This is a genomic window from Mycobacterium sp. 236(2023) (assembly GCF_029623955.1).
GTDB lineage: Bacteria > Actinomycetota > Actinomycetes > Mycobacteriales > Mycobacteriaceae > Mycobacterium.
Genome location: NZ_JARSBP010000014.1, coordinates 1 through 20,026, shown reverse-complemented (window position 1 = coordinate 20,026; position 20,026 = coordinate 1). Strand labels below are relative to the sequence as shown.

At 65.5% G+C, this 20,026-nt stretch carries 20 protein-coding genes and 1 pseudogene; 2 read left to right on the top strand and 19 right to left on the bottom strand.

From position 1 onward, the window contains the following. Positions 1-21: 21 nt before the first annotated feature. From P9A17_RS31860 to P9A17_RS31780, 17 genes are all read right to left on the bottom strand, one after another. Positions 22-1,947, bottom strand: coding sequence for a zinc ribbon domain-containing protein (locus tag P9A17_RS31860; RefSeq protein ID WP_278042800.1), 1,926 nt, complete (start codon positions 1,945-1,947; stop codon positions 22-24). Further along, a complete protein-coding gene (locus P9A17_RS31855; protein WP_278042799.1) occupies positions 1,947-3,551 on the bottom strand; it encodes a S53 family peptidase in 1,605 nt (534 codons plus the stop codon). The genes P9A17_RS31860 and P9A17_RS31855 overlap by 1 nt, the downstream gene beginning before the upstream one ends. Positions 3,552-3,603: 52 nt before the next feature. Continuing rightward, the gene (locus P9A17_RS31850) at positions 3,604-3,879 is read right to left on the bottom strand and encodes a hypothetical protein (protein ID WP_278042798.1); all 276 of its coding nucleotides are present in this window, start codon (positions 3,877-3,879) and stop codon (positions 3,604-3,606) included. A gap of 204 nt (positions 3,880-4,083) precedes the next feature. Then, positions 4,084-4,272 (bottom strand): hypothetical protein, encoded by a 189-nt coding sequence (locus P9A17_RS31845; RefSeq protein WP_347403869.1) that lies wholly within the window; start codon positions 4,270-4,272, stop codon positions 4,084-4,086. A gap of 51 nt (positions 4,273-4,323) precedes the next feature. After that, positions 4,324-5,067 carry an SDR family oxidoreductase gene (locus tag P9A17_RS31840; RefSeq protein WP_278042797.1) on the bottom strand — a complete coding sequence of 248 codons (744 nt, stop codon included), beginning with the start codon at positions 5,065-5,067 and terminating at the stop codon, positions 4,324-4,326. Next, positions 5,057-5,782, bottom strand: coding sequence for a sigma-70 family RNA polymerase sigma factor (locus P9A17_RS31835; RefSeq protein WP_278042796.1), 726 nt, complete (start codon positions 5,780-5,782; stop codon positions 5,057-5,059). The genes P9A17_RS31840 and P9A17_RS31835 overlap by 11 nt, the downstream gene beginning before the upstream one ends. A 124-nt stretch (positions 5,783-5,906) precedes the next feature. After that, a complete protein-coding gene (locus P9A17_RS31830; RefSeq protein ID WP_278042795.1) occupies positions 5,907-8,687 on the bottom strand; it encodes a LuxR family transcriptional regulator in 2,781 nt (926 codons plus the stop codon). Positions 8,688-8,798: 111 nt separating this feature from the next. Then, positions 8,799-9,557: an SDR family oxidoreductase gene (locus P9A17_RS31825; RefSeq protein ID WP_278042859.1), complete on the bottom strand. Its 759-nt coding sequence runs from the start codon at positions 9,555-9,557 to the stop codon at positions 8,799-8,801. 34 nt (positions 9,558-9,591) lie between these two features. After that, a complete protein-coding gene (locus P9A17_RS31820; RefSeq protein WP_278042794.1) occupies positions 9,592-10,503 on the bottom strand; it encodes an MBL fold metallo-hydrolase in 912 nt (303 codons plus the stop codon). A 113-nt stretch (positions 10,504-10,616) separates the two neighbouring features. After that, a complete protein-coding gene (locus P9A17_RS31815) occupies positions 10,617-11,873 on the bottom strand; it encodes an MFS transporter (protein ID WP_278042858.1) in 1,257 nt (418 codons plus the stop codon). Between the two features lie 137 nt (positions 11,874-12,010). Next, the gene (locus tag P9A17_RS31810; protein ID WP_278042857.1) at positions 12,011-12,265 is read right to left on the bottom strand and encodes a CsbD family protein; all 255 of its coding nucleotides are present in this window, start codon (positions 12,263-12,265) and stop codon (positions 12,011-12,013) included. Between the two features lie 92 nt (positions 12,266-12,357). Then, complete coding sequence (locus tag P9A17_RS31805; RefSeq protein ID WP_278042793.1) at positions 12,358-12,636, bottom strand: hypothetical protein; 279 nt, start codon at positions 12,634-12,636, stop codon at positions 12,358-12,360. A 66-nt stretch (positions 12,637-12,702) separates the two neighbouring features. After that, positions 12,703-13,170 carry an STAS domain-containing protein gene (locus tag P9A17_RS31800; RefSeq protein ID WP_278042792.1) on the bottom strand — a complete coding sequence of 156 codons (468 nt, stop codon included), beginning with the start codon at positions 13,168-13,170 and terminating at the stop codon, positions 12,703-12,705. 264 nt (positions 13,171-13,434) lie between these two features. After that, entirely contained in the window at positions 13,435-13,875 is a 441-nt protein-coding gene (locus P9A17_RS31795; RefSeq protein WP_278042791.1) for a response regulator, read from the bottom strand. A 174-nt stretch (positions 13,876-14,049) separates the two neighbouring features. Beyond that, positions 14,050-14,856, bottom strand: coding sequence for a SigB/SigF/SigG family RNA polymerase sigma factor (locus tag P9A17_RS31790; protein ID WP_278042790.1), 807 nt, complete (start codon positions 14,854-14,856; stop codon positions 14,050-14,052). Positions 14,857-15,179: 323 nt separating this feature from the next. Continuing rightward, positions 15,180-15,485, bottom strand: coding sequence for a hypothetical protein (locus tag P9A17_RS31785; protein ID WP_278042789.1), 306 nt, complete (start codon positions 15,483-15,485; stop codon positions 15,180-15,182). A gap of 115 nt (positions 15,486-15,600) precedes the next feature. After that, positions 15,601-15,762, bottom strand: coding sequence for a hypothetical protein (locus P9A17_RS31780; RefSeq protein WP_278042788.1), 162 nt, complete (start codon positions 15,760-15,762; stop codon positions 15,601-15,603). A 154-nt stretch (positions 15,763-15,916) separates the two neighbouring features. Here P9A17_RS31780 and P9A17_RS31775 point away from each other — a divergent pair, with 154 nt between their 5' ends. Together P9A17_RS31775 and P9A17_RS31770 are read left to right on the top strand one after the other, a co-directional pair. Beyond that, positions 15,917-16,918: a YihY/virulence factor BrkB family protein gene (locus tag P9A17_RS31775; RefSeq protein ID WP_278042787.1), complete on the top strand. Its 1,002-nt coding sequence runs from the start codon at positions 15,917-15,919 to the stop codon at positions 16,916-16,918. Positions 16,919-17,222: 304 nt separating this feature from the next. Next, complete coding sequence (locus P9A17_RS31770; protein WP_278042786.1) at positions 17,223-18,581, top strand: PE-PPE domain-containing protein; 1,359 nt, start codon at positions 17,223-17,225, stop codon at positions 18,579-18,581. A gap of 67 nt (positions 18,582-18,648) precedes the next feature. Here the strand turns inward: P9A17_RS31770 and P9A17_RS31765 are convergent, their stop codons facing one another. Both P9A17_RS31765 and P9A17_RS31760 read right to left on the bottom strand, forming a co-directional pair. Then, positions 18,649-19,830 carry an MFS transporter gene (locus P9A17_RS31765; protein WP_278042785.1) on the bottom strand — a complete coding sequence of 394 codons (1,182 nt, stop codon included), beginning with the start codon at positions 19,828-19,830 and terminating at the stop codon, positions 18,649-18,651. A gap of 10 nt (positions 19,831-19,840) precedes the next feature. Further along, positions 19,841-20,026: pseudogene (locus P9A17_RS31760) on the bottom strand (S-(hydroxymethyl)mycothiol dehydrogenase); the annotation flags it as partial.

Sequence of the window (20,026 nt, the reverse complement as noted above, 5' to 3'; positions counted from 1 at the left end):
AATCCGTTGCGCGGCAACTGCTTAGCGAGGCGGGTCGCCACGCCAGCTGAAGCTGTTGACGTACTTCCCCATGTCCAGCGCGAGCTGAAGGCTCGCCGCCGACGGCTTGCCGGAGCCGAAGTCCGGACCGAATGCGCGGTACGGTCCGACCGCCCCCGCAATGAGGGCCAGGTCGTTCTTCACGGCCACCATCACGATGATGCGCATCCGGGTCGACGTACTCATCGCGCCCTGCGGCCACAGATCAGCGGCCACCCCGTATCCGCGTTCATAGCCGACCATCGTGTTGGGAATTTCGTAGGAAGTCTTCGTATCCGGGAACGTCTCGTTCAGCAGAGCGACCGCGATCTCCTGTGCGCTACGCCCGTCTGCGGGCTGACTGAACAACCGCATGGTGCCACCGTCACCGGCCTGCAGCACGGCAGTGACGCCGTCGGCCTGCTTGGTGATCTCATAAGCCGAGCCTTCGACGGGATAGGACACCGAGAAGGCGCCATCGGCTGAAGTGAACCGCGGATTGATCTCCACCGCGCGGTTCATCGGCGGGCTTCCACAGTCCGGCGGGCAGACGTACTTGGGTGCGGGAGCAGAGATCAGCCCCGACAGGCCGACCAGTCCGCCCGCCACAACGACCACTGTGATGCCGAGCGCCAGCGCGACCGTGCGGAACGACGACGTCTTCGGTGTCTGGCCCGGCTCGAACGTTCCGGATTGGGTCGAATACCCGGGCAGCAGCCCCACGACGATCTCACCGGGCACGGGGTCGTCGGCGAGCCTGATCGGGCGCTCCTCGCGCCGGTCGCGGCGGGAACGGCGCGAGCATGCCTGCATCGCCGCTCCACACCGGGCGCAGAACGGGGCATCAGGCACGACGTGATTGCACTCGACACACAGGATGGCCTCGTCGGTGCGGATCTCGTCCTGCGCCTCATGGAGCAACGCAAGGTGTAGGCCGATCCGGAGAGCGAACAGCGCCAGCCCCGTCAACGCCAGATGCATTGCCAGCTGCAACAACTGGGGGACACGGGCGACGTCGACCAGCCCGAGCCCGATGTAGACGGCGATGACGACGACCGCGATCAGGATGAGAATCCCGCGGACGAATCCGCGATTCTTGCCGATTTTGGTCGGCGGACGCGTGAACCACAGGGCGGCACCGATGAGTCCGCCCACAGCTGCGGCGGTGAGCGGCATCGCGATCCCGCGGATACCCGCTTCGACGAGAAGCCCGTCCATCGGACGGACGCGGTTGATCATTCCGGTCGTGAACCCGGGCGCCAGCCGCGTCAGGGTGGCCGCCGCGGTGAACGTCAGGGCACCCAGAGCGCCGATGGCATAGCCGTCCAACGATTCCCGCTTACCTCGCCACGTGAACCGGGCCGCCACCGCCGGGACCAACATCAGCAGCATGCTGCCTACCGGTACCCCGATGCCGTCGCGCAGGATGCGTCCGCCGGCGATACCTGCGCCGAGTGGAACGCCATAGGCGCGCGCCACTGCCGCACCGGTCAGCAACACCCAGCCGACGCCGAGGGTGATACCGAGAAGCGTCGTCAGCGCCAGTGTGCGCCGTGGGATGTCGTGGGAAACACCGGATTCGCGCAGGTACAGCGCGAACAGGAGCGGCAACCCGAGCGACGCCACCGCGATGAGCGCTGCGGGCATGCGCAGGAACGTGGCGACGGTCAGGGCAGCCACGAGCAAAACCAGGCCCATCAGGAACACCTTGCGTGCTCGCGGCGTGAGGTGCGGGAACAGCGAACTCGTCAGGGCCGGTGTGATCAGCCGCTGGGACGGCGCGGCGCTGAAGGCGCGGGCGCGCAGCCAGTGCGGGCCGTCCCCGTCACGGTGCTCGGCCAACGGCACACCGCAGAGGCCGCAGTATTCGCCTGCAGGAACATCGACCTGACAGACCGGGCATTCCACCAAACCGGTAGGAGCGCTCATCAGGCCTGCACCTTCTGCGCGATCTCGATGTTGCGGACCAGATTGTCGAGATCTGGGGTACCGAGTCCGGTGACGAGGTCGTACCCGGGGCCGGCGTTGTCGACCGCGTTGCCGCCCAACGTGACATCGCGATATGCGGGTCGTGGAGCTCCCTCGGCGATCCGATACAGCAGCGGGTTGATGTCGCCGATGAGGGTTCCGCCGTTTTCGAGGAGATATTGGTTCATCACCGCGGTCAGACCCGCCCAGATCGGGGCCGATTGCGACGTGCCCCCGCCGACGACCATCTGGTCGTTGAGCACGAACTGCACGCCGGTGAACGGGTCGGCGACGGCGGCGACGTCCGGCGTCATCCGCTTGCCGTCGTGGCGGTCAGGGGCGATCGCACCGGACGCCGCGGCCTGCCAGTCCGGCATGTCGAACAGTGCGGACACGCCGCCGCCGGTGCCCTGCGACAGCGGAACGTCGAACCAGGTCTGCTCCGACACCCATGTTCCGTCGGCGTCGGTGGACAGCGTGGTGCCGCCGACGCTGGTCATCTCGGGCAGCGACGCGATCGAGTCGAGTCCGACGTCGTCCTCACTCGGCGGCGACGACCAGTCTTGTCCGCCACGGCATTCCATGCCGGCAAGGTCGCCGCTGGCGTTGTAGGCGGTGGTGCCGTGCGATTGCGCAGTGCGCAGCGCGGACCGGACCGGCGCCAGATCGGCGGCGGTGATGAGTTTGTCGCAGCCCCAACCGATCGAGAAACTCCACACCGCGCCGGGGAACTGCCGGTCGGTCTCCTCGAGCATCTCGCCGATCTTGCGGTATCCGCCGCCACCTTCGACGGTGGGACGGGCATTGACGACGACCTTGCGCGCATCGGGCGCAATGGCATGCGCCACTTGGAGATCCATCGACAATTCGCCGCGCACCTCGCCCGGCATTCCGCCGACGACCTCTGGGGTGAACGCCGGCAGGGCGAACGTCGACGTGAACTTGTCGAGGTCGGATTGATTGAAGCCGTCGAAGGCGAAGATCACGATCGTGGTGCCTTTGCCGGTGAACCCTGCCCTGGCCAGGTCGTCGGCGTTGTAGGTGGTGCGCAGCGCCTCGGGTCCCAATCCCCGGTCGGGCACATCGAGCGGGATGTGGTCGGGGCGCGACATGTGATGCGGTATGTAGCTGAGGATCCGGCCCACCTCGGACACCTCGCCGCGCAGGTGTTCGGGCACAGCCGGTTGGTGAGGCGAGGCGTAGAAGTGCTGACCCATCCGTCCCCGGTAGTCACGCACGGAGACGTCGAACGCCTCACCCACGGCGTCGGGAGAACCCTCGACGATGACCCAGTCGTCGCCCGGCCGCCACCGCACGGACAGCGACTGGTCGCGGGCCCAATCCATCAGCGCCGCGGGTCGGGTCCGGTTGGTGAGACTGGCGGTCAGCTCGATGCTCTGCTCGCGCGCCGGCCCGAGATCGGTCGACGCGTCCAGCAGCGATGCGTACGGGCCCTCGATGAGGTTGTCATCGGGACGGTGCTTGCTGACGGAAAAACCGATACCCGCCACCACCGCCCCGACGACAAACATCGCGGCCAGCGAGCGAAGCGACACCGTTGTCATTGCTCGCACACAAATTGAGGGCGGGCCCGGTCACTGCCCGGACCCGCCTCGATCACGAACCGGATCCGTAGTCGTCACGACCCGGGTTGACCGTCTGCTGCGGTGCCTGAACCGGGGGAGTGAAGATGTTGTTCGGGCCGTCGGGGTCCGGGGCCTTCTCGGTCGGGCTCAGCGGCGGCGGCGTGGTGGTGGTGGTCGTCGTCGTGGTGGTCGTCTCTTCGGGAGTTTCGCTGTCAGTGCTACATCCCGCGGTGAGGCCGATCATCGCGATGACGGCGCCACCGCCCACGGCTGCCGCGATGCGACGACGAAGACGAGCTGATGCCATGTTCAGTCCTTTACTGGTTAGTTCACGGTGTCCCTGCGGTCGCCTTAATTCCACAGAACACTTGAAGAATAGTATTCGTATTCAAATGGTGCGCGGGGCGAAACTACTGGTAGCTGGTCACGTGTCGCTCCTTCCGCCGATTTGAGCGGTCGCCGAATTCGACCAAGCCAACCGACGAAGCCAACGACATTCCCCGCGCACGGCTCAAGCTCCCAGCCGGAGGTGCTTAAGCGCTTCGAGTTCGGCGTCGCCCACGAGCTCGAGCATCAGCTGACCGGGCACGCAGAACATCGTCATGACAAACCGAACCCTGATGTCCTCGCCATTGTTCCCGTCCTGGTAATGGATGACGTCGCCAACCGGCTCCCAGAACGCCTCGCCGGCGCTGAGCACGAGGGGCGGCTGCCACTCCGACCCAGATTTTCGTCATTGCAGTCTCCTTGATCAGATCGCGTTGCCGCCGCCGTCGGCGTGCAGCGTCGATCCGGTGATGAAGCTGGCGCGGGGCGACGCGAGGAAGAGAACGGCCTGCGCGATCTCATCGGCATCGGCGGTGCGGCCCAGCGGAAGAGCTCGGCCGAGTTCGTCGTTGGTGTCGCCCCACTCCGCCACCACGCCCTCGGTGTCGGTGGGACCCGGGGCGACACTGTTGACGCGTACCCCGCTGCCTCCGAATTCGGCCGCCCATGTCCGGGTCAGGGATTCGACGGCGGCCTTGGACGCGCTGTACACCGACGCGCCGGGGACTCCCTTGGACGCCACCATCGACGTGACGTTGACGATCGCGCCGCGCCGGCGACGCAGCATTCCGGGTACGAGTGCGGCGGTCAGGACGTACGTCCCGCGCACGTTGGTGTCGAAGGTGCGCTCCAGGGTCGCGATCTCCTGGTCGACGGTCAGCGCGCCGGGGAAGGCGGCCGCGTTGTTGACCAGGATGTCGATGTCCGGTGCCTGTCGCACAAGCGATTCGATCGACTCCAGATCCGAGAGGTCGGCCTCGATGAACCGCATTCGGTCGTGGAGGCCGGCCGCGGTGTCACCACGAGCGGCGTCCCTGCCGGTGACGATCACCGAGGCGCCCGCGCGGGCCATCAGCAGTGCGCACGCCCGACCGATTCCCGCGGTGCCGCCGGTGATCAGTGCCGTCTGCCCGCGCAACTCGCCCGCGGGCTCGGTCTCACGCGACATGGTGTGCCGCCGGATCGTCGTTGCAGAGCTGGGGGGCGCGGTGGGCCAACGCGATCCGCAGCCGTTGGCGGCCGCGGTGGACCCGGGACATCACGGTGCCGATCGGGACGTCGAGGATCTCCGAGGTCTCCGCGTAGGTGTAGCCCTCGATCAGCGAGAGATAGATGACCTCGGCGAATCCTTCGGGCAGCGACGCGAGTGCGGCGAAGACGTCGTTGTCGGGAATGGTCGTCAGCACCTCCTTCTCTGCGGACAAACAGCCGAAAGTTTCTGCCGCACCGGCCAATACGCGGTCGGTGATGGCGTCTTCGGCGGCTTCGAGGGGCCGGGATTGCTTGGCGCGGTGCGCGCTGACCCACTTGTTGTGGAGGATCTTGAACAACCATGCCTGCAGGTTGGTGCCTTCCTTGAAGCTGTGGAATCCCGAGTACGCCCGCAGGAGCGTCTCCTGGAGGAGGTCGTCGGCGTCGGCGTCGGAGTTGGTCAGCCGCCGCGCACCTCGGTGCAGCACTTCGGTAAAGGGCACGACGTCTCGGGTGAAGCGTGCACGCAGTTCGGGGCTGTGGGTCGAGGCGCGGGGGAGCGTGGTGATCACGTGCGCACCGGTCAGTGCCTCGTCCAGCCCGGCGCCCGTGACGGTGTTGACCCCGGTATCGGGGGAGGCGACGACCTTGGAGCCGATGAGTCCGGTGCCTCCGATGTCGACGACCTTCATGATGAACCTCCCGCAGCATGTCCGAATAGGTGGTGGTGACGTATTCAGACTTGTTCGTGCGGCGCCGTAGCGGACCCTTGAAAACCCGTAGTCCGTGGTGCGTGGTCCGTGCCCTGACCTGGGGTCAGCCGGACCAGGTGATGGTTCGCAGTTGGCGACGGGAGGTGATGCCGAGTTTGACGAAGACTTTCCGCAGGTGCCATTCGACGGTGTGGGTGCTGATGAACAGCTGGGCGCCGATCTCCTGGTTGGTCAGACCTGTTGCCGCCAGCCGCGCGATCTGTGACTCCCGCGCGGTGAGGTCTTCTCCTGCGCCGACGGGCTGCTTACGGACCTTCTCCCCGGTCGCCACCAGCTCCCGCCTCGTGCGTTCGGCGAAACCGTGGGCACCCATGTGAGTGAACATCACGTAGGCGGTGTCGAGTTGCCGCTTCGCGTCGCGGCGACGGTTCGAGCGTCTGAGCCATTCGCCGAACGTCAGGTGGGTCCGTGCCTTGTGCAGCCCGATGCCGGCACGCTCGAGATGGTCGATCGCCTCGACGAACAGCGCTTCGGCTTCCTCGTGCGGGGCGAGCAGCGCCTGTGCAGCAGCGACCGCGCCCAGACCCCACGCCGTGCCGCTGCCACCTGCGCGAGCCTCGAACTCCGGCAACGCCACGGCGGCGGACTCCCGGTCACCGACGTGGGCAGCGGCCTCGATGAGCTCGAAAAGGCACCAGCTGTAGAAGCCCAGATCCTCGTATTCACAACAGGATCGGGCGGCCGCGAGCGCCTCGTCGTACCGGCCGACACCGTTGTACAGCACCGCCGAAGTATACCCGGCGAGTCCGACGAGCCTGCCCTCGCCCCTGGCCGTTCCGTCCGCGGCCGCCGATTGGATGAGACTCAGCGCGTCGGCGGTGACCCCGCGCCACGCCGCGACGGTGAGGGAGTGATACTTCACCGGGGTGGCGCCCATCGACGCGGTGATTGCGCCGGCCTCTTCGAGAAGACCTGCGGCCGCGGCGAAATCGCCCTTGTAGACATTGATTCCGGCGAGATAGGTGAGTGCCGGCGGCAGCACGGCCAGCGCCCCGGCGTTCCGCGCCCGCTTCACCATGTCGGCCGCGATGTGTTGCAACACCGCGTCGTCCCAGAGTTCGTGTGCCGCGGATTCTTGCGCGATCGGGAAGGGCCAGTGCGCGGGTGGGTCACTGTCGCTCTGCACCTGTGAGTTCCATCGTTCGAGTGCGAGACGCAAGTGATCGGAGCCGGCGCTCGGTCCCTGCAGGACTCGGCGCGTCATCCCGCTCAGCAGGAAATCGATGGGCCGGTCCGGCGAGCCCAGTCGATCTACCGCCGCGCGCCCGTCCTCGGCGATGCGGGTCAACGTGGCGGGGTCTCCGAGGCGGCCGGCGTACATGGCGGCGGCAAGCGCCTCCAGATAGGTCTCCCGCGCAAGGGCGGTGTCAACTCCTTCGAGTTGCCTTGCCGCACGGTGTAATCGAGATGCCGACTCGGTCAATGTCGGCGCGCCGGCGGCCCCGCTGCGGCTGCGGACGAACTCCATCTGTGCCCGCATCCGGACGACCTGGGCCCGTTGCAGATCGGACAGCGGACCGGACTCGGCGATCGCGAGGAGTTCGTGGGCGGCAGCCGGAGCTGCGGCGTCGCGTTTGGCCTGCGCGGCGGCCAGTGCTCGGGAGCCGCGAAGAACCGCGTCCGACGTCAGTACCGTCGCGCGTTCCAGGAAAGCTGCGGCCGCGGCGATTCCACCGCGGCGTTGCGCCCGGCCCGCCGACGCCGCCAGCTCCGCGGCGATCGCGTCGTCCTGTCCCGTCGCCCCGGTGGCGGCGTGCCAGGCGCGCCGGTCGGGATCGGATGCGGGATCGGTGGCCTCGGCGAGCGCACGGTGAACTTCGCGGCGGTCCGCCAGGTCGGCGGCGCGGTAGGTGGCCGATCGCACCAGCGGATGCCGGAACCGCATCCTCGGGCCGAATTCGATCACCCCCGCGGCCTCGGCCGGTGCGAGCGCGTCGACCGCGATTCCCAAGATCGCCGCCGCGCGCAAGAACAATCCGGAATCGCCGACGGGTTCCGCGGCGGCGACCAACAGCAGCTTCTGCGTCTGCGCGGGCAGGCCCCGGATGCGCTGGGTGAATCCTTCTTCGAGCCGGTTGGGCGATGATCTTCCGCCCATGTTCCAGAAGCCGCCGGCCAGTTCGGCAGCGGAGTACTTGCGCGGTATTTCGAGTAGCGCCAACGGGTTACCGCGCGTCTCGGCGACGACTCGGTCGCGGACCCCGGCGTCGATACCGCCGACCATCACCGACTCCAGGAGGGCCCGGGCGTCCCCGTCGGACAGGCCACCGATGTCGAGGTCGGGCAGCCCCGCGAGGACGTCGCTGGCGTCGCGCACGCCGAACAGCAGGACGACGGGGTCGGCCAACAAGCGGCGTGCGACGAATCCGAGGACCTGCACCGACACCTGGTCGAGCCATTGGGCGTCGTCGACGACGCACAACAACGGCTGGTCGCCGGCACCGGCGGCCAGCAGGCTCAGCACAGCCAGCCCGACGAGGAAGCGGTCCGGCGGCGGTCCCACCCCGCGCCCGAACGCGACGCTCAGCGCGTCGCGCTGAGGTTCGGGCAAAGTGTCGATGAGTCCCATCAGGGGCAGGCACAGCTGGTGCAGTCCGGCGAAGGCGAGTTCCATGTCGGACTCGATGCCGGCGACGTGCGTCACGCGGAACCCGGAGGCCAGTTCGGTGGCGTATCCGAGCAGCGCTGTCTTTCCCACGCCTGCTTCGCCGCGCAGGACAAGAACCTGGCTGTCGCCGGACCGGGCGCTCGCCATCGCCTGCCGAATCGCTTCGCACTCGGTGTTCCTGCCGCGCAACACCGGTCGTTGCCCGTTGTTCGACATAGGCACCACCGTGTCTGTTTCCGGCGGACGTCGCGGCATCACGCGACGTGGGCCCCGGTCCGATCGGACAGAATCGTAGTCAGCGGTCATCGGGCCGGTCCACGCAGCCGGTTACGGCCTGGCCGCAGATTCGATGATCCAGTCCGCCAGGCGAGTGTCGAAAAGCGCGGCCCCAGCGGCAGGGACCAGTGTGCCGCCGCTGACATCGACGCCCCAGTAGGTCGCCGACGGGTCGGTGACGACGGGTCGGCGATCGCCCCTTGCGGTCAGAGCTGTGCGCAGCACCTCGTCGATCCGGAATCTCTCAGGGCCGCCGATCTCGGTGATGCCGTTGACGGGATCACCGGCGGCGGCGATGGTGACCGCCTCGGCGACATCAGCAGATGCGATCGGCTGGATCGGTGACGGCGGGACGCGCACCGTGTCGTCGACGGTGGCGGTATCGGCGATGGCCCGCAGGAATTCGAAGAACTGGGTGGCGCGCACGATCGTGTATGGGATCGGTCCGGTCGCGATGAGTTCCTCCTGCGCGAGCTTGGCCTTGAAGTACCCGCTGTCGGCGGCCAGTCGGTCGGTACCCACAACCGACAGCGCCACGTGGTGGCCGACACCGGCGGCGGCCTCGGCGGCGAGCAGGTTGGTCGTGGACTTGTGGAAGAAAGCCATGGCGGCCTCGTCTTCGAACGACGGTGAGTTCGACACGTCGACGACAACCGAGGCGCCGGCCAGTGCCTGGCTCAGCCCCTCCCCGGTGACCGCGTTCACTTCGGTGCTGGGTGCTGCGGCGACAACGTCGTGGCCGTGTTCTTCGAGGTTCTTGACGACCTTCGAACCGATCAGCCCGGTTCCTCCGATGACGACAACAGTCAAGTGCTTCATGATTGACCTTTCGCGAGTGGCCATGTCAGTAATCCCAGCTGACAGGTACACAGCGGAAGACGTCGCCGGCGGTCGCCACGTGACAGACCGACGGGAACGGCAGGTGGGTGGCCACCAGTGCCTCGCCGGTCGCCGCGAGCTCGCGAAGGAGTTGGATCCGGACGCGGGTGGATTCCACCGGATCGTGCTCGAAACCGTTCTGCCACTCGGGATTGTCGAATCCCGGAGCGAACACGGCGTCACCGGCGAAGGTCAGCGCCTCACCGCCGGAGGCGAGCCGGACGATGCTGTGACCGGGAGTGTGACCGCCGGTGCGGGAGACCAGGACTCCCGGGGCCAGTTCGTAGTCCGTCTCGAATGTCTTGAGCTGACCGTGGTATTGGTCGAGGAACTGTGTGGCGACGCGGCGCAGCGTGGGCGGCACCGGGGCGGGCATGTCGGTGTGGGTGAAGTCGGGTGCCTGCCAGAACTCGGCCTCGCGGGTCGCTGCGTGGATGCGCAGATCGGGGCGCAGGCGCTCCTTGAGCCCCTCGGTGAGCAAGCCGCCGACGTGGTCCATGTGCATGTGCGTGATCACCACGTCGGTGATGGCTCCCGGATCGATGCCCGCTGCCTCCAGTCGGTGGACCGTCTGGCCGGCTTTGGGGAAGTCCGGAAACTCCACACCCAGTCCCGCGTCCACAAGGATGGTCCGGTCACCGCTGCGCACCACCACCACGTTGAGCGGCCAGTCGAGCACATCGTGCGGCAGGAATCGGTCATCGAGCCACTGTGTGTACTCGGCGGTGTCGGCGTTGGTCGCCTGCGTCCTGGCGGTGATCGGCAGCACGCCATCGCTGATCACCAGCACTTCGATGTCGCCGACCTGCACGGCGTAACGCGACGGAACCATCTCGTCGAGTCCCTGTGTTCCGAGTGCGATGCTGTCAACGCTCATGACTTTTCCTCCTGGCCGCCTATCCGGCGAATGCGTTGCACGGACTGTGCTGCCGGGTCGAACGCACGAGGGTCGCGGAGTTCATCCCGCGGGAAAAAATCGACGACGACTGCCTAGAGCTGAGCCCCCATGGTCTCCGGTAGCGCCAACGTGCTGACCAGGCTGACACCGACGAGGACCGCGAGCATGACTCCGATCGCGCCGGGGCCGAACGATGTGAGGAGCGCGCCTGCGATGAGCGGCGGCACCGCCCCGCCGAGAATCCCGGCCAGGTTGAAGGCCAGTCCCGCTCCGGTGTAACGGAATCTGGTCGCGAACACCTCGGGGATCAACGAGGCCATCGGGCCGTACGAGATGCCGAGGATCGCGAACGTGCCTGCGATACCGATCGCGAACAGGACGGGCGATTCGGTGTCCAGCAGCGGCAGCACCGCGAAAGACCATGGGACACCGAGGACGAACCCGAACAGGATGATCCGCCGACGACCGTAGCTGTCGCACAGACGCGCCGAGATCATCGTCAGCAGCATCATCGCGAGACCGCCGAGCACGCCGACAGACAGGATCAGCGTGCGCGGATGCCCCAACTGCGTACTGGCGTAACCGATCAGGTAGGTGCCGCCCATGAAACTGAAGGTGAAGATGCCCGTCATCGCCCCCGCGCCGAGCAGAACCTCCTTGGGCTGGCGCTTCAGCAGCTCTCCCAAAGGCGCACGAGCAACCTGATTTTCGGTTCTAGCCTGGGTGAACACCGGGGTCTCGTCAATGTTGAGCCGCACATAGAGCGCCACCAGGACCAGGACAGCGCTGAACAGGAAGGGCAACCGCCAGCCCAAGGTCATGAACGTCTCGCTCTTCTCGCCGATCGTCACATTCGCAGTGAGAAAGACCAGATTGCTGAACACCAGGCCGGTGCCGACCCCGAGTTGGGTGAACATGCCATACGTGCCACGTCGTGCGGGCGGTGCGTATTCCGCGCTGAGCAGCGCCGCGCCGGCCCATTCGCCGCCGACGGCGAAACCTTGGAGCAGGCGCAGCGTCAGCAGAAGGATCGGCGCCAGCACACCGATCGACCCAGCGCTGGGGACGAGACCCACGGCGACAGTCGACAGACCCATGATCATCAGCGTCGCGATCAGAGTCTTCTTGCGGCCCAGTCGATCGCCGAAATGCCCGAACACCGCCGCGCCTACCGGCCGCGACAAGAATGCCGCGCTGAATGTGGCGAACGAGGCGATGGTGGCCATGGTTTCCGACAGGTTCGGGAAGAACACCGACGGGAAGATGATCGCGGCGGCGGTGCCGTAGATGTAGAAGTCGTAGTACTCGATCGCCGTCCCGACGTAGCTCGCGAATGCTATTCGCTTCATGGACGGCGGCGTGGCGGCGTCCGCGGTTTCGGTAGTCATGGTCGTGGCACATGCTGCCGAAATTGCTCGCATTTCGGACAGGTTCCGGCAACAAAAATCGGGCCCCACCGATGAGGTGGGGCCCGATGAGGAGATTGTTACTTGCTGGCTTCGGCGCCTTCCTGGCGCGCCTCGGCGGCACTCGCCGCGGCACGAGCAGCCTCGGCCTCGGCTTCCTTCTTGGCGACGTCGCGCTCAGCCTCGGCCTTGTCCTGCTGGGCCTTGCCTTCTTCCTTCAGCCCGTCGTTGTCGGTGACGATGCCGATGACTTGCTTGGCCTTGCCCTTGACATCTTCGACCACGCCGTCGATTGCGTTCTCAGGTCCGCTGTCACCCACGGGATTTCCTTTCATCGCGCACTTTGATGTGCCGTTGTTGAGGTGACCGTCTGTTACCCATTTCGTATTCTGGCTATAACGTGGTGTGATCCACGTCATGCGTCGGGCTAGAGGTGGGGCGCTTCTTTGATCGTGCTCTCCTGCTTCCCGACGGTCTGACAGAAAGCGGTGATCGAAAGCCTCGTGCCGGTGAGCTCGGCGTTGCTCGGCTCGTTCTTGCCTTCATCGGTCAGCATCTTGGTGATGGCCTCGTTCTGTTCTTTCTCCTCGGCCGCCTGGAAGTCTGCGCACGTGGTGTCGCCGCCGTCATTGGTGACTTGGGAGCAACCGCTCAGAAAGGCGGTGGCGGCCAGTGCTGACATGAGAAAAACTTTCGCGTGCGTCATGGCCCTACATGTTGCCCAGTGGCGGGCGCGGCAAACCACCGCGATGCGGGCGGATCCGTTCGGGGCTCACCCCGCGCGCCATCCAGCCTTCCCGGTCCAGACGAAATGGTGGCGCCAGTGGGCGAGCCGGTCGAGTCGATTCAGTGCCGCCGCGAGGTCGTCAGCCAGCGGCAGCTCGCCGTCGGGGTCGCAGATCGACAACAGTCGTCGCACGGACTCGTTGCCCACTATCGCCCAGTCCACATCATTGCGAGCGCAATGCACGCTCACGTAGTGGAGCGCGGTGAAGCCGAAAGTTCCGAAGAACCGGACGGCACGCAGGTCGAGCACGAGCTGACGGGAGATTCTCGTGTGTCGTTGCACGTATCGACCGAGTTCCCTGCCGTTGGAGGCATCGACGTCGCCCATGACGGCGACCGCCACCCGGTGATTCGAGCAACGCCGCATGTCGAACACGGCGTCGCCGTAACGCTGTTGCGCATCGTTCGACGCGATGGTCGGACGGAAAGTGCCTTGCGTTTTGATCGCTACCATCCTCACGCTCATGGTTTTGCGGAGGCGCCGTGTGGTGGTTCGACAGGTGCAGGCCGACTATCGGACCTGGCTGCGTCGAGACGCGTCCGCGGGCTGGTAGCTCAACCTGGTACCCGAGTGTAGTACGAAATCCGTCGTCTGTGTGCTGCATCACAAACATCGCGAAAACTGAGCTGGCGAGGCAGTTTTGCGTCGTGGCTGACCACGTTGCGTTTACGCGAGCGTCAAACGAGGTTGACGATGCAACGGAATCCGTTGTCGCCGTCAGCGCCCCGGCAGGCGGACCACCTGAACGAAGAACTCGTCGATCTGGCGGACTGCGCTCATGAACTGATCGAGATCGACGGGCTTGGTCACGTACGCGTTCGCGTGCAGCTTGTAGCTGCGCAGAATGTCTTCCTCGGCAGATGACGTCGTCAGGACCACCACGGGGATGTCGCACAGCTCGGGGTCGGACTTGATCTGCTCCAGCAACTGCCGCCCGTCGTACTTCGGGAGGTTCAGATCGAGCAGCACCAGGTCGGGTCGGGGCGCGAGTTCGTACTCGCCCCGGCGGTAGAGGAAATCGAGACCCTCCTGGCCGTCGCGGGCGACATGGAGTGTATTCGCAATCTTGTTCTGCTCGAACGCTTCTCGGGTGATCAACTCGTCACCCGCATCGTCTTCGACAAGCAGGACGTCGATTGTCTGGCTGGGGGTTGTCATGAGATCCCTTCAGGTCCATGGCGTCGCGGTCACGACGGTCACGCGGCGGTGTTGGCGCTGAATGCTGAACGACAACCCCACAGGGGGCGCCTCCGAGACCATGGACGTCAGCCCTGAAGGTGGCTCATTCTCCCACAGAAACCCGCGTTACCAGCCTGGTTCGCGCTCCGGCCGTCACTGGCCGACCTGATTCCTCAGCGTTTCGAGAGCGCGCGCCAGCAGTCGCGAGACGTGCATCTGCGAGACGCCGATCTGTTCGGCGATCTGAGTCTGGGTCTTGTCGTCGAAGAAGCGCAGCTTCAACACGAGCCGATCGCGTTCCGGAAGACCCGCGAGCAGCGGGTGCACGGTCTGTACGTCGATGACCCGCTGGATGTTCGTGTCGAGTTCGCCGAAGGTGTCCTGCAGCGACAGTCCTTCGCCCTCGCCGCTGAGCAGGGTCGCTTGCTCGGTGGAGCGCGTCGAGTAGGCGTTCGCTGCGACGAGACCTTCGACGATCTCTTCGCGGTCCATGCCGAGATGGGCCGCCAGCTCGCTGGGCGTGGGCGCCCGGTTGAGCTGCTGCGTCAATTCCGCGCGGGCGGAATTGAGACGCACGTTCAATTCCTTGAGGCGGCGCGGAACCTTCAGCGACCAGCCGTGATCGCGGAAGTAGCGTCGGACCTCGCCCATCATCGTCGGCACCGCGAACGCCAGGAAATCGTTCGCGGCGTCCACGTCGAATCGGTTGACAGCGTTGAGAAGTCCGACCCGTGCGACCTGGACGAGATCGTCGTGAGCTTCGCCGCGGCCGCGAAAACGGCGCGCGATGTGGTCGGCCAGGGGGAGACAGCGTTCGATGATGCGCTCACGCTGCCGGTTGAACGCAGGGGATCCGTCTTCGAGAAGCGCAAGATCGTGGAACATCTCGATGACGTCGTCGTAACCGTCGCGGGACCTCGAGGCAGTCCGCTCCGGCATTCGCTCTTGGAGGGTGGTCATTCGAATCACGGCTTTCGGGTCGCTGCCGTGACGTGTGAAGCGAGGGGGGTGCCGGCTCAAAGTCTTCGGCTGAGGCCCAGGAAAGCTCACGTCACGTCGGGGACCGCTCGCTAGCGATTGGCATCCAATACCAACAGGATCACGCCAGATTCTCGACATGCGCTTGCTGCGGCAGGTAACTCAAAGCGTCGACGGCATGTGCCGGGTTGTTCGACTCGGTGAGGGTCACACTTCTATAGCCTGCCTTCAACGATACGGCCCTATCCGAGGAACGCAACCCTGCAGGTGGTACCTCCGAGCCGTCACAGTGCTAACAAGCGTGGTCAAGCGAGAAACATGATCGTTTCCGGCACGAGGAGAACGACGGCGGCACTGGCGTACAGAAGGAAGCCCGACGCGCCGAACAGAACTCCAAAGCGCTGGCGGAAATGCTGGGGAGCCCGAGAACGCGTCCAAATCAAGAGCACAGGTGCAACCACAGCGGTCGCACCCATGGCAACCGGCAGGGCAGTGGTGAGGGCATAGGACCCGAATCCGGCAGCGCGGAGAGCGAGGGCGACAAGAGCCCACGCGATGACTCCGGCGAAGATGCCGACCGCCGCGGAGGCAACGTCACCGACCCTGATCACGGGCGCAGTGTAAAGCGCCGCGGCCGCCTTGGGACCGGATGGCATCCGAACCCGAGACGGCCGCGGCGAAAAGCGTTGCGAGCTAATTCATTCGAGCCTGCTCTCGCAGGCTGCGCTAGAACCAGACCTTGCGTCCTCCGACCGGGCGTCCGACCGCACCGAGGATCCACAGCACCACGCCGACAACCACGAGGATTCCGCCGATCGTGTACAGGATCGAGATGCCCGCGAAGTAGCCGATCAATAGCAGAACGACACCGAGAACAATCATCTTCATTCCAATCACTGTGTAGGGAGAGCCTAGCGACGAGAGGTATTGCCCACTTCGTCAAATCCAAACTCGCGTTCTCGCGGAGGTTCGCGTGAACCCCCAGGTGATGGGGTACCCACCTCACGGTGACACGCGGTCACCGGTACCGCGGGAGGTCGCTATGGTCACGTGGCTTGACCGCGTGCAGCAACGAAGCCGGTTCGCCGGCTTCGTCATCGCGGTTATCTACAAGTACCTGGACGACCAGGGCACCTACCTCGCGGCTCTGCTGACCTATTACGCGTTCGTCTCTTTGTTTCCACTGCTCCTGCTGCTGACCACGACGCTCGGCGTGCTTCTGTGGAACCGGCCGGAATGGCGTGCCCAGATTGTCGATTCGGCCATCAGTCAGTTTCCCCTCATCGGTGACCAGCTGAGCCGACCCGAATCGCTCAGCGGCGGGTCGACAGCCGTCGTCATCGGCATCCTCGGCGCGCTATATGGCGGACTCGGAGTCGGGCAGGCACTGCAGAACGCCATGGACACGGTCTGGGCGGTACCGAAGTTCGTGCGCCGCGACCCGATCAAGTCGCGGGTGCACAGCCTTCTGCTGCTGGTCATCCTTGGGTCGGCTCTGGTTGGAACGACGCTGCTGACCGGTCTGGGCAAGAATTGGGCCAATTTGGGGGTGTTCGGTACCGCCGGCGTCGTCGCGGGATCGGTGGCGATGAACACCGCGGTGTGTGCGGTGGCGTTCCGCGTGACCACCGTGCGGCCGCTGAGGTGGGGGCAGGTGCTGCCCGGCGCGGTAATCGCGGCGGCTCTCTGGCAGATTCTGCAGTGGTTCGGCGCAACCTATGTTTCGCACGTCGTCGCTTCGGCCAGCGTCACCAACAGCGTCTTCGCCATCGTCCTGGGCTTGCTCGCCTTCCTGTACCTGGTGTCCACGTCGTTGATGCTCTGCGCCGAAATCAACGTGGTGCGGGTGGATCGCCTTCATCCGCGGGCGCTGCTCACGCCGTTCACGGACAATGTCGACCTCACCGACGCTGATCGCAAAGCGTATGCGGGTCAGGTAGAAGCGCAGCGGGCCAAGAGTTTTCAACAGGTTGACGTGACATTCGGCGATGAAGGCCAAGAGGGTGAGCCGGAGGCGAGCATGAAACCGGCTGAATCCGCCTGACTGCTGATCGCAGGGCAGCTGAGTTTCGGCCCGACTAGCACATCTCCGTGACATGCCAGTCCCTGCCAGAATTATTTACTCTGCCGGGCTTCAGCAACGGAGACTGGCAAACCATTTGTCATGATCTGCCAGCACCAATACCCGAGCCCGCGCAGCCCTGAGGATCGGGACAATCGTGCCAATGTTTGCTGGCATCGCCTTGATGAGAATTTGCCGTTTGGTCGATTTTGTTCATGAACATTCTGCGTTTACGCCGGTAGTGGCGACAAATTGACAGATAGCAACACTTTTGGGGGAGATTCCCATGCGAATCACGAAGCGCGGAAAGCACACCACCAGCATTGCTTGCGGAGCGGCAGCAGCATCCGCAGTACTCGCCATGACGGCGGCGACACCGGGTTGGGCGGTCAGCACAGCGATCGTCATCGGCGGTCTCGGCACACCGTCCTTGCACGATGTGGTCATGTCTCAGCTGATGGGCGGAGCGCTTCAGGACTACGACCAGCGCGTCTCGGTGAACTGGCCGGCCGAGGCGAGGCCTTACACCGGAGCCGATGACATGACGCTGGGCCAATCCATCGAGATCGGCCGCGCCAACCTGAACGCGCAGATCGATGACGCGTTGGATCAGCTCGAGCGCGATGCCAACGGCGATCCGCTCGAGGGTGAGGAAGTGACCGTGGTGGGTTTGTCCGCGGGGTCGCTTGTGGTCACCGAGACCCTGCGTGGCTGGCAGGACGACGACGAAGAAGATCCCGACGCCGAAGACATCAACTTCGTCGTGGTAGCCGATTCGAGCCGGCAGGAGATCATCGACGACACAGAGGAATACAACGAGGAGTACGACTACACCTATCGGCAGCCGCCCGACACCGTGTACGACACCATCGAGGTCACTGGCGAATACGACGGAATGGCTGATTTCCCAGACCGCTTCAGCCTGACCGCGATCCAGAACGCGATGCTCGGCTCGGCGCTTGTACACGTCCCGATGATGTTCTCAGATCTCTCCGAAGTGCCCAAGGAGAACACCACGGTGACGGAAAACTCGTTGGGCGGCACCACCGTTCGCCTCTTGGTGCCGACTGAACCGTTGCCGCTCGTGCAGGCCAATCCGCGCCTGGCGCCGCGTGAGGCCGAGTTGCGGGCCACGATCGACCGGGCCTACAGCCGAAACGATCCCGCGAACGTCGCGGCCCGTCTGGCCGGCCCCGATGTCCCGCAGCGAATCCGCGACATCGTGACCCCCGACGTCGACGAGGTCGAAAACGTCGATCTCGCCCGGACCGCCGCCCTGCAGGAGGATGCCGAAGCCGAAGCCACCTCCAAGGCCGATGCTGAGACGCCGTCGAGTCTGAGCGATCAGATCGAGGCCGCGAGCGACGAACCTGAGGCTGCGCAGCCGACGGCTGACACGCTCGGCTCCGTTCTGACGGCCATCACGCAGAAGCTCACGGGCGCCGCCGATGAGGACGGGGCCTCCGCTCTCACTCCGGACGATGATGCCGCCGACACCGATGCGGCCGACACCGGTGCCGCCGACACGGACTCGGCAGACGCCGATTCGGACACCGAGTCCACCGATTCGGGGGAGTCGAGCAGCGACACGGAATCAACCGATGCCGATGCGGATTCCTCGGACTCCGCACCGAGCTCCAAGTAACCCCGCACCTCCGCAGCCACGAGGCCCCGTCGAACAACGGGGCCTCGTGGTTGTGCGGCAACATCTTTCAGACGAGTCGAGGCCGCCCGGCCAGCCAGCCCAGCATGCCCTGGACAACCGTCACGACACCGAGCAGAAGTAGCGGCAACGCCCAACTCGTCGACATCGCATGGAGAATGCCGAACGCCAACGGTCCCGCGGCAGCGATGAGGTAGCCGAAGCCCTGCGACATCGCCGACAGCGCAGCTGTTTCCGATGGCACTGCGGTCCGCAGTGCGATGAGACCGAGCGCGATCGGCAGTGTCGCGGTACCGACCCCCAGAAGTACGGTCCACACCCACGGCGCTGCGGTAGGCGCCGCGGCGAGGCCGATCACGGCGATCATCGACGACGCGGTGACCGCCAGAATCCAGCCGGACTGAGAGTTCCTCCGCAGCGCGAGAAGCGGAATCACCAGATTCAGCGGGATGCCCATCAGATTCATCAGCGCCAACATGATCCCGGCTTCGGTCCGTGCGACGCCGTGCGACACGAAGAACTCCACCAGCCAGCCCATCAAGATGTACGCCGAACACGACTGCATGGCGAAGAATCCCGTCACCACCCACGCCACAGGGCTGCGCAGTAGCGACCGCCGTCGTGCCTCGGTGACCGTGGGGACGTCGGCGTCGTCCTCGTGCCGAACTCCGATGAGCCATAAGGCGAGAGCTCCGGCAGACAGCGCCGCCCACGCCCCGACTGCGCCGCGCCAGCCGCCCAGGACATGCTCCAGCGCCGGAGTGGCTGCCGCGGCGATCCCGCCGCCCGCGGCCAGCGCGGAGGTGTACATCCCGGTCACCCGTCCCACCGCGTGCGGGAACGACTGCTTCACCACCACCGGAATCAGCACATTGCCGATGGCGATGCCCGACGTGGCGATGAATGTGCCGCCAAGCACCGTCCACGGCCCGCCGAGCACACGGAGGATCAATCCGAACGTCAGTACCGCAAGCGCCAGACCGATGGCCTGGGCCAGTCCCAGCCGTCGATTGAGCCACGGCGCCGCGATCGCGGCGAGCCCGAAACAGATTGCGGGGACAGCAGTCAGCACGCTGGCCCACACCAGCGACGCACCGACGTCACCCTGGACCTCACCGAGGACCGAGGCAATGCTCGTGACGGCGGGACGCAGATTGAACGCCGCCAGCGCGACACCGATCAGCAGCAGGGGAGAGCTGACGAGCGCCGCGTGCCTGCGGTCGATCGTCAAGACTCTGGGCTCATTGCAGCACGACCACGGAGCGTAGGACTTCGCCGTTGTGCATTTTGTGGAAGGCGTCTTCGATTTGGTCGAGGGTGATGCGTTCGGAGACGAATTTGTCGAGGGGGAAGCGGCCTTGGAGGTAGAGGCTGATGAGGGTGGGGAAGTCGCGTTCGGGTAGGCAGTCGCCGTACCAGGAGGATTT

Coding starts and splice junctions, on each gene's coding strand:
- P9A17_RS31860 (WP_278042800.1), bottom strand. CDS start 1,947: ATGAGCGCTCCTACCGGTTTGGTGGAATGCCCGGTCTGTCAGGTCGAT.
- P9A17_RS31855 (WP_278042799.1), bottom strand. CDS start 3,551: ATGACAACGGTGTCGCTTCGCTCGCTGGCCGCGATGTTTGTCGTCGGG.
- P9A17_RS31850 (WP_278042798.1), bottom strand. CDS start 3,879: ATGGCATCAGCTCGTCTTCGTCGTCGCATCGCGGCAGCCGTGGGCGGT.
- P9A17_RS31840 (WP_278042797.1), bottom strand. CDS start 5,067: ATGTCGCGTGAGACCGAGCCCGCGGGCGAGTTGCGCGGGCAGACGGCA.
- P9A17_RS31835 (WP_278042796.1), bottom strand. CDS start 5,782: ATGAAGGTCGTCGACATCGGAGGCACCGGACTCATCGGCTCCAAGGTC.
- P9A17_RS31830 (WP_278042795.1), bottom strand. CDS start 8,687: ATGTCGAACAACGGGCAACGACCGGTGTTGCGCGGCAGGAACACCGAG.
- P9A17_RS31820 (WP_278042794.1), bottom strand. CDS start 10,503: ATGAGCGTTGACAGCATCGCACTCGGAACACAGGGACTCGACGAGATG.
- P9A17_RS31815 (WP_278042858.1), bottom strand. CDS start 11,873: ATGAAGCGAATAGCATTCGCGAGCTACGTCGGGACGGCGATCGAGTAC.
- P9A17_RS31810 (WP_278042857.1), bottom strand. CDS start 12,265: ATGAAAGGAAATCCCGTGGGTGACAGCGGACCTGAGAACGCAATCGAC.
- P9A17_RS31805 (WP_278042793.1), bottom strand. CDS start 12,636: ATGACGCACGCGAAAGTTTTTCTCATGTCAGCACTGGCCGCCACCGCC.
- P9A17_RS31800 (WP_278042792.1), bottom strand. CDS start 13,170: ATGGTAGCGATCAAAACGCAAGGCACTTTCCGTCCGACCATCGCGTCG.
- P9A17_RS31795 (WP_278042791.1), bottom strand. CDS start 13,875: ATGACAACCCCCAGCCAGACAATCGACGTCCTGCTTGTCGAAGACGAT.
- P9A17_RS31790 (WP_278042790.1), bottom strand. CDS start 14,856: ATGACCACCCTCCAAGAGCGAATGCCGGAGCGGACTGCCTCGAGGTCC.
- P9A17_RS31780 (WP_278042788.1), bottom strand. CDS start 15,762: ATGAAGATGATTGTTCTCGGTGTCGTTCTGCTATTGATCGGCTACTTC.
- P9A17_RS31775 (WP_278042787.1), top strand. CDS start 15,917: ATGGTCACGTGGCTTGACCGCGTGCAGCAACGAAGCCGGTTCGCCGGC.
- P9A17_RS31770 (WP_278042786.1), top strand. CDS start 17,223: ATGCGAATCACGAAGCGCGGAAAGCACACCACCAGCATTGCTTGCGGA.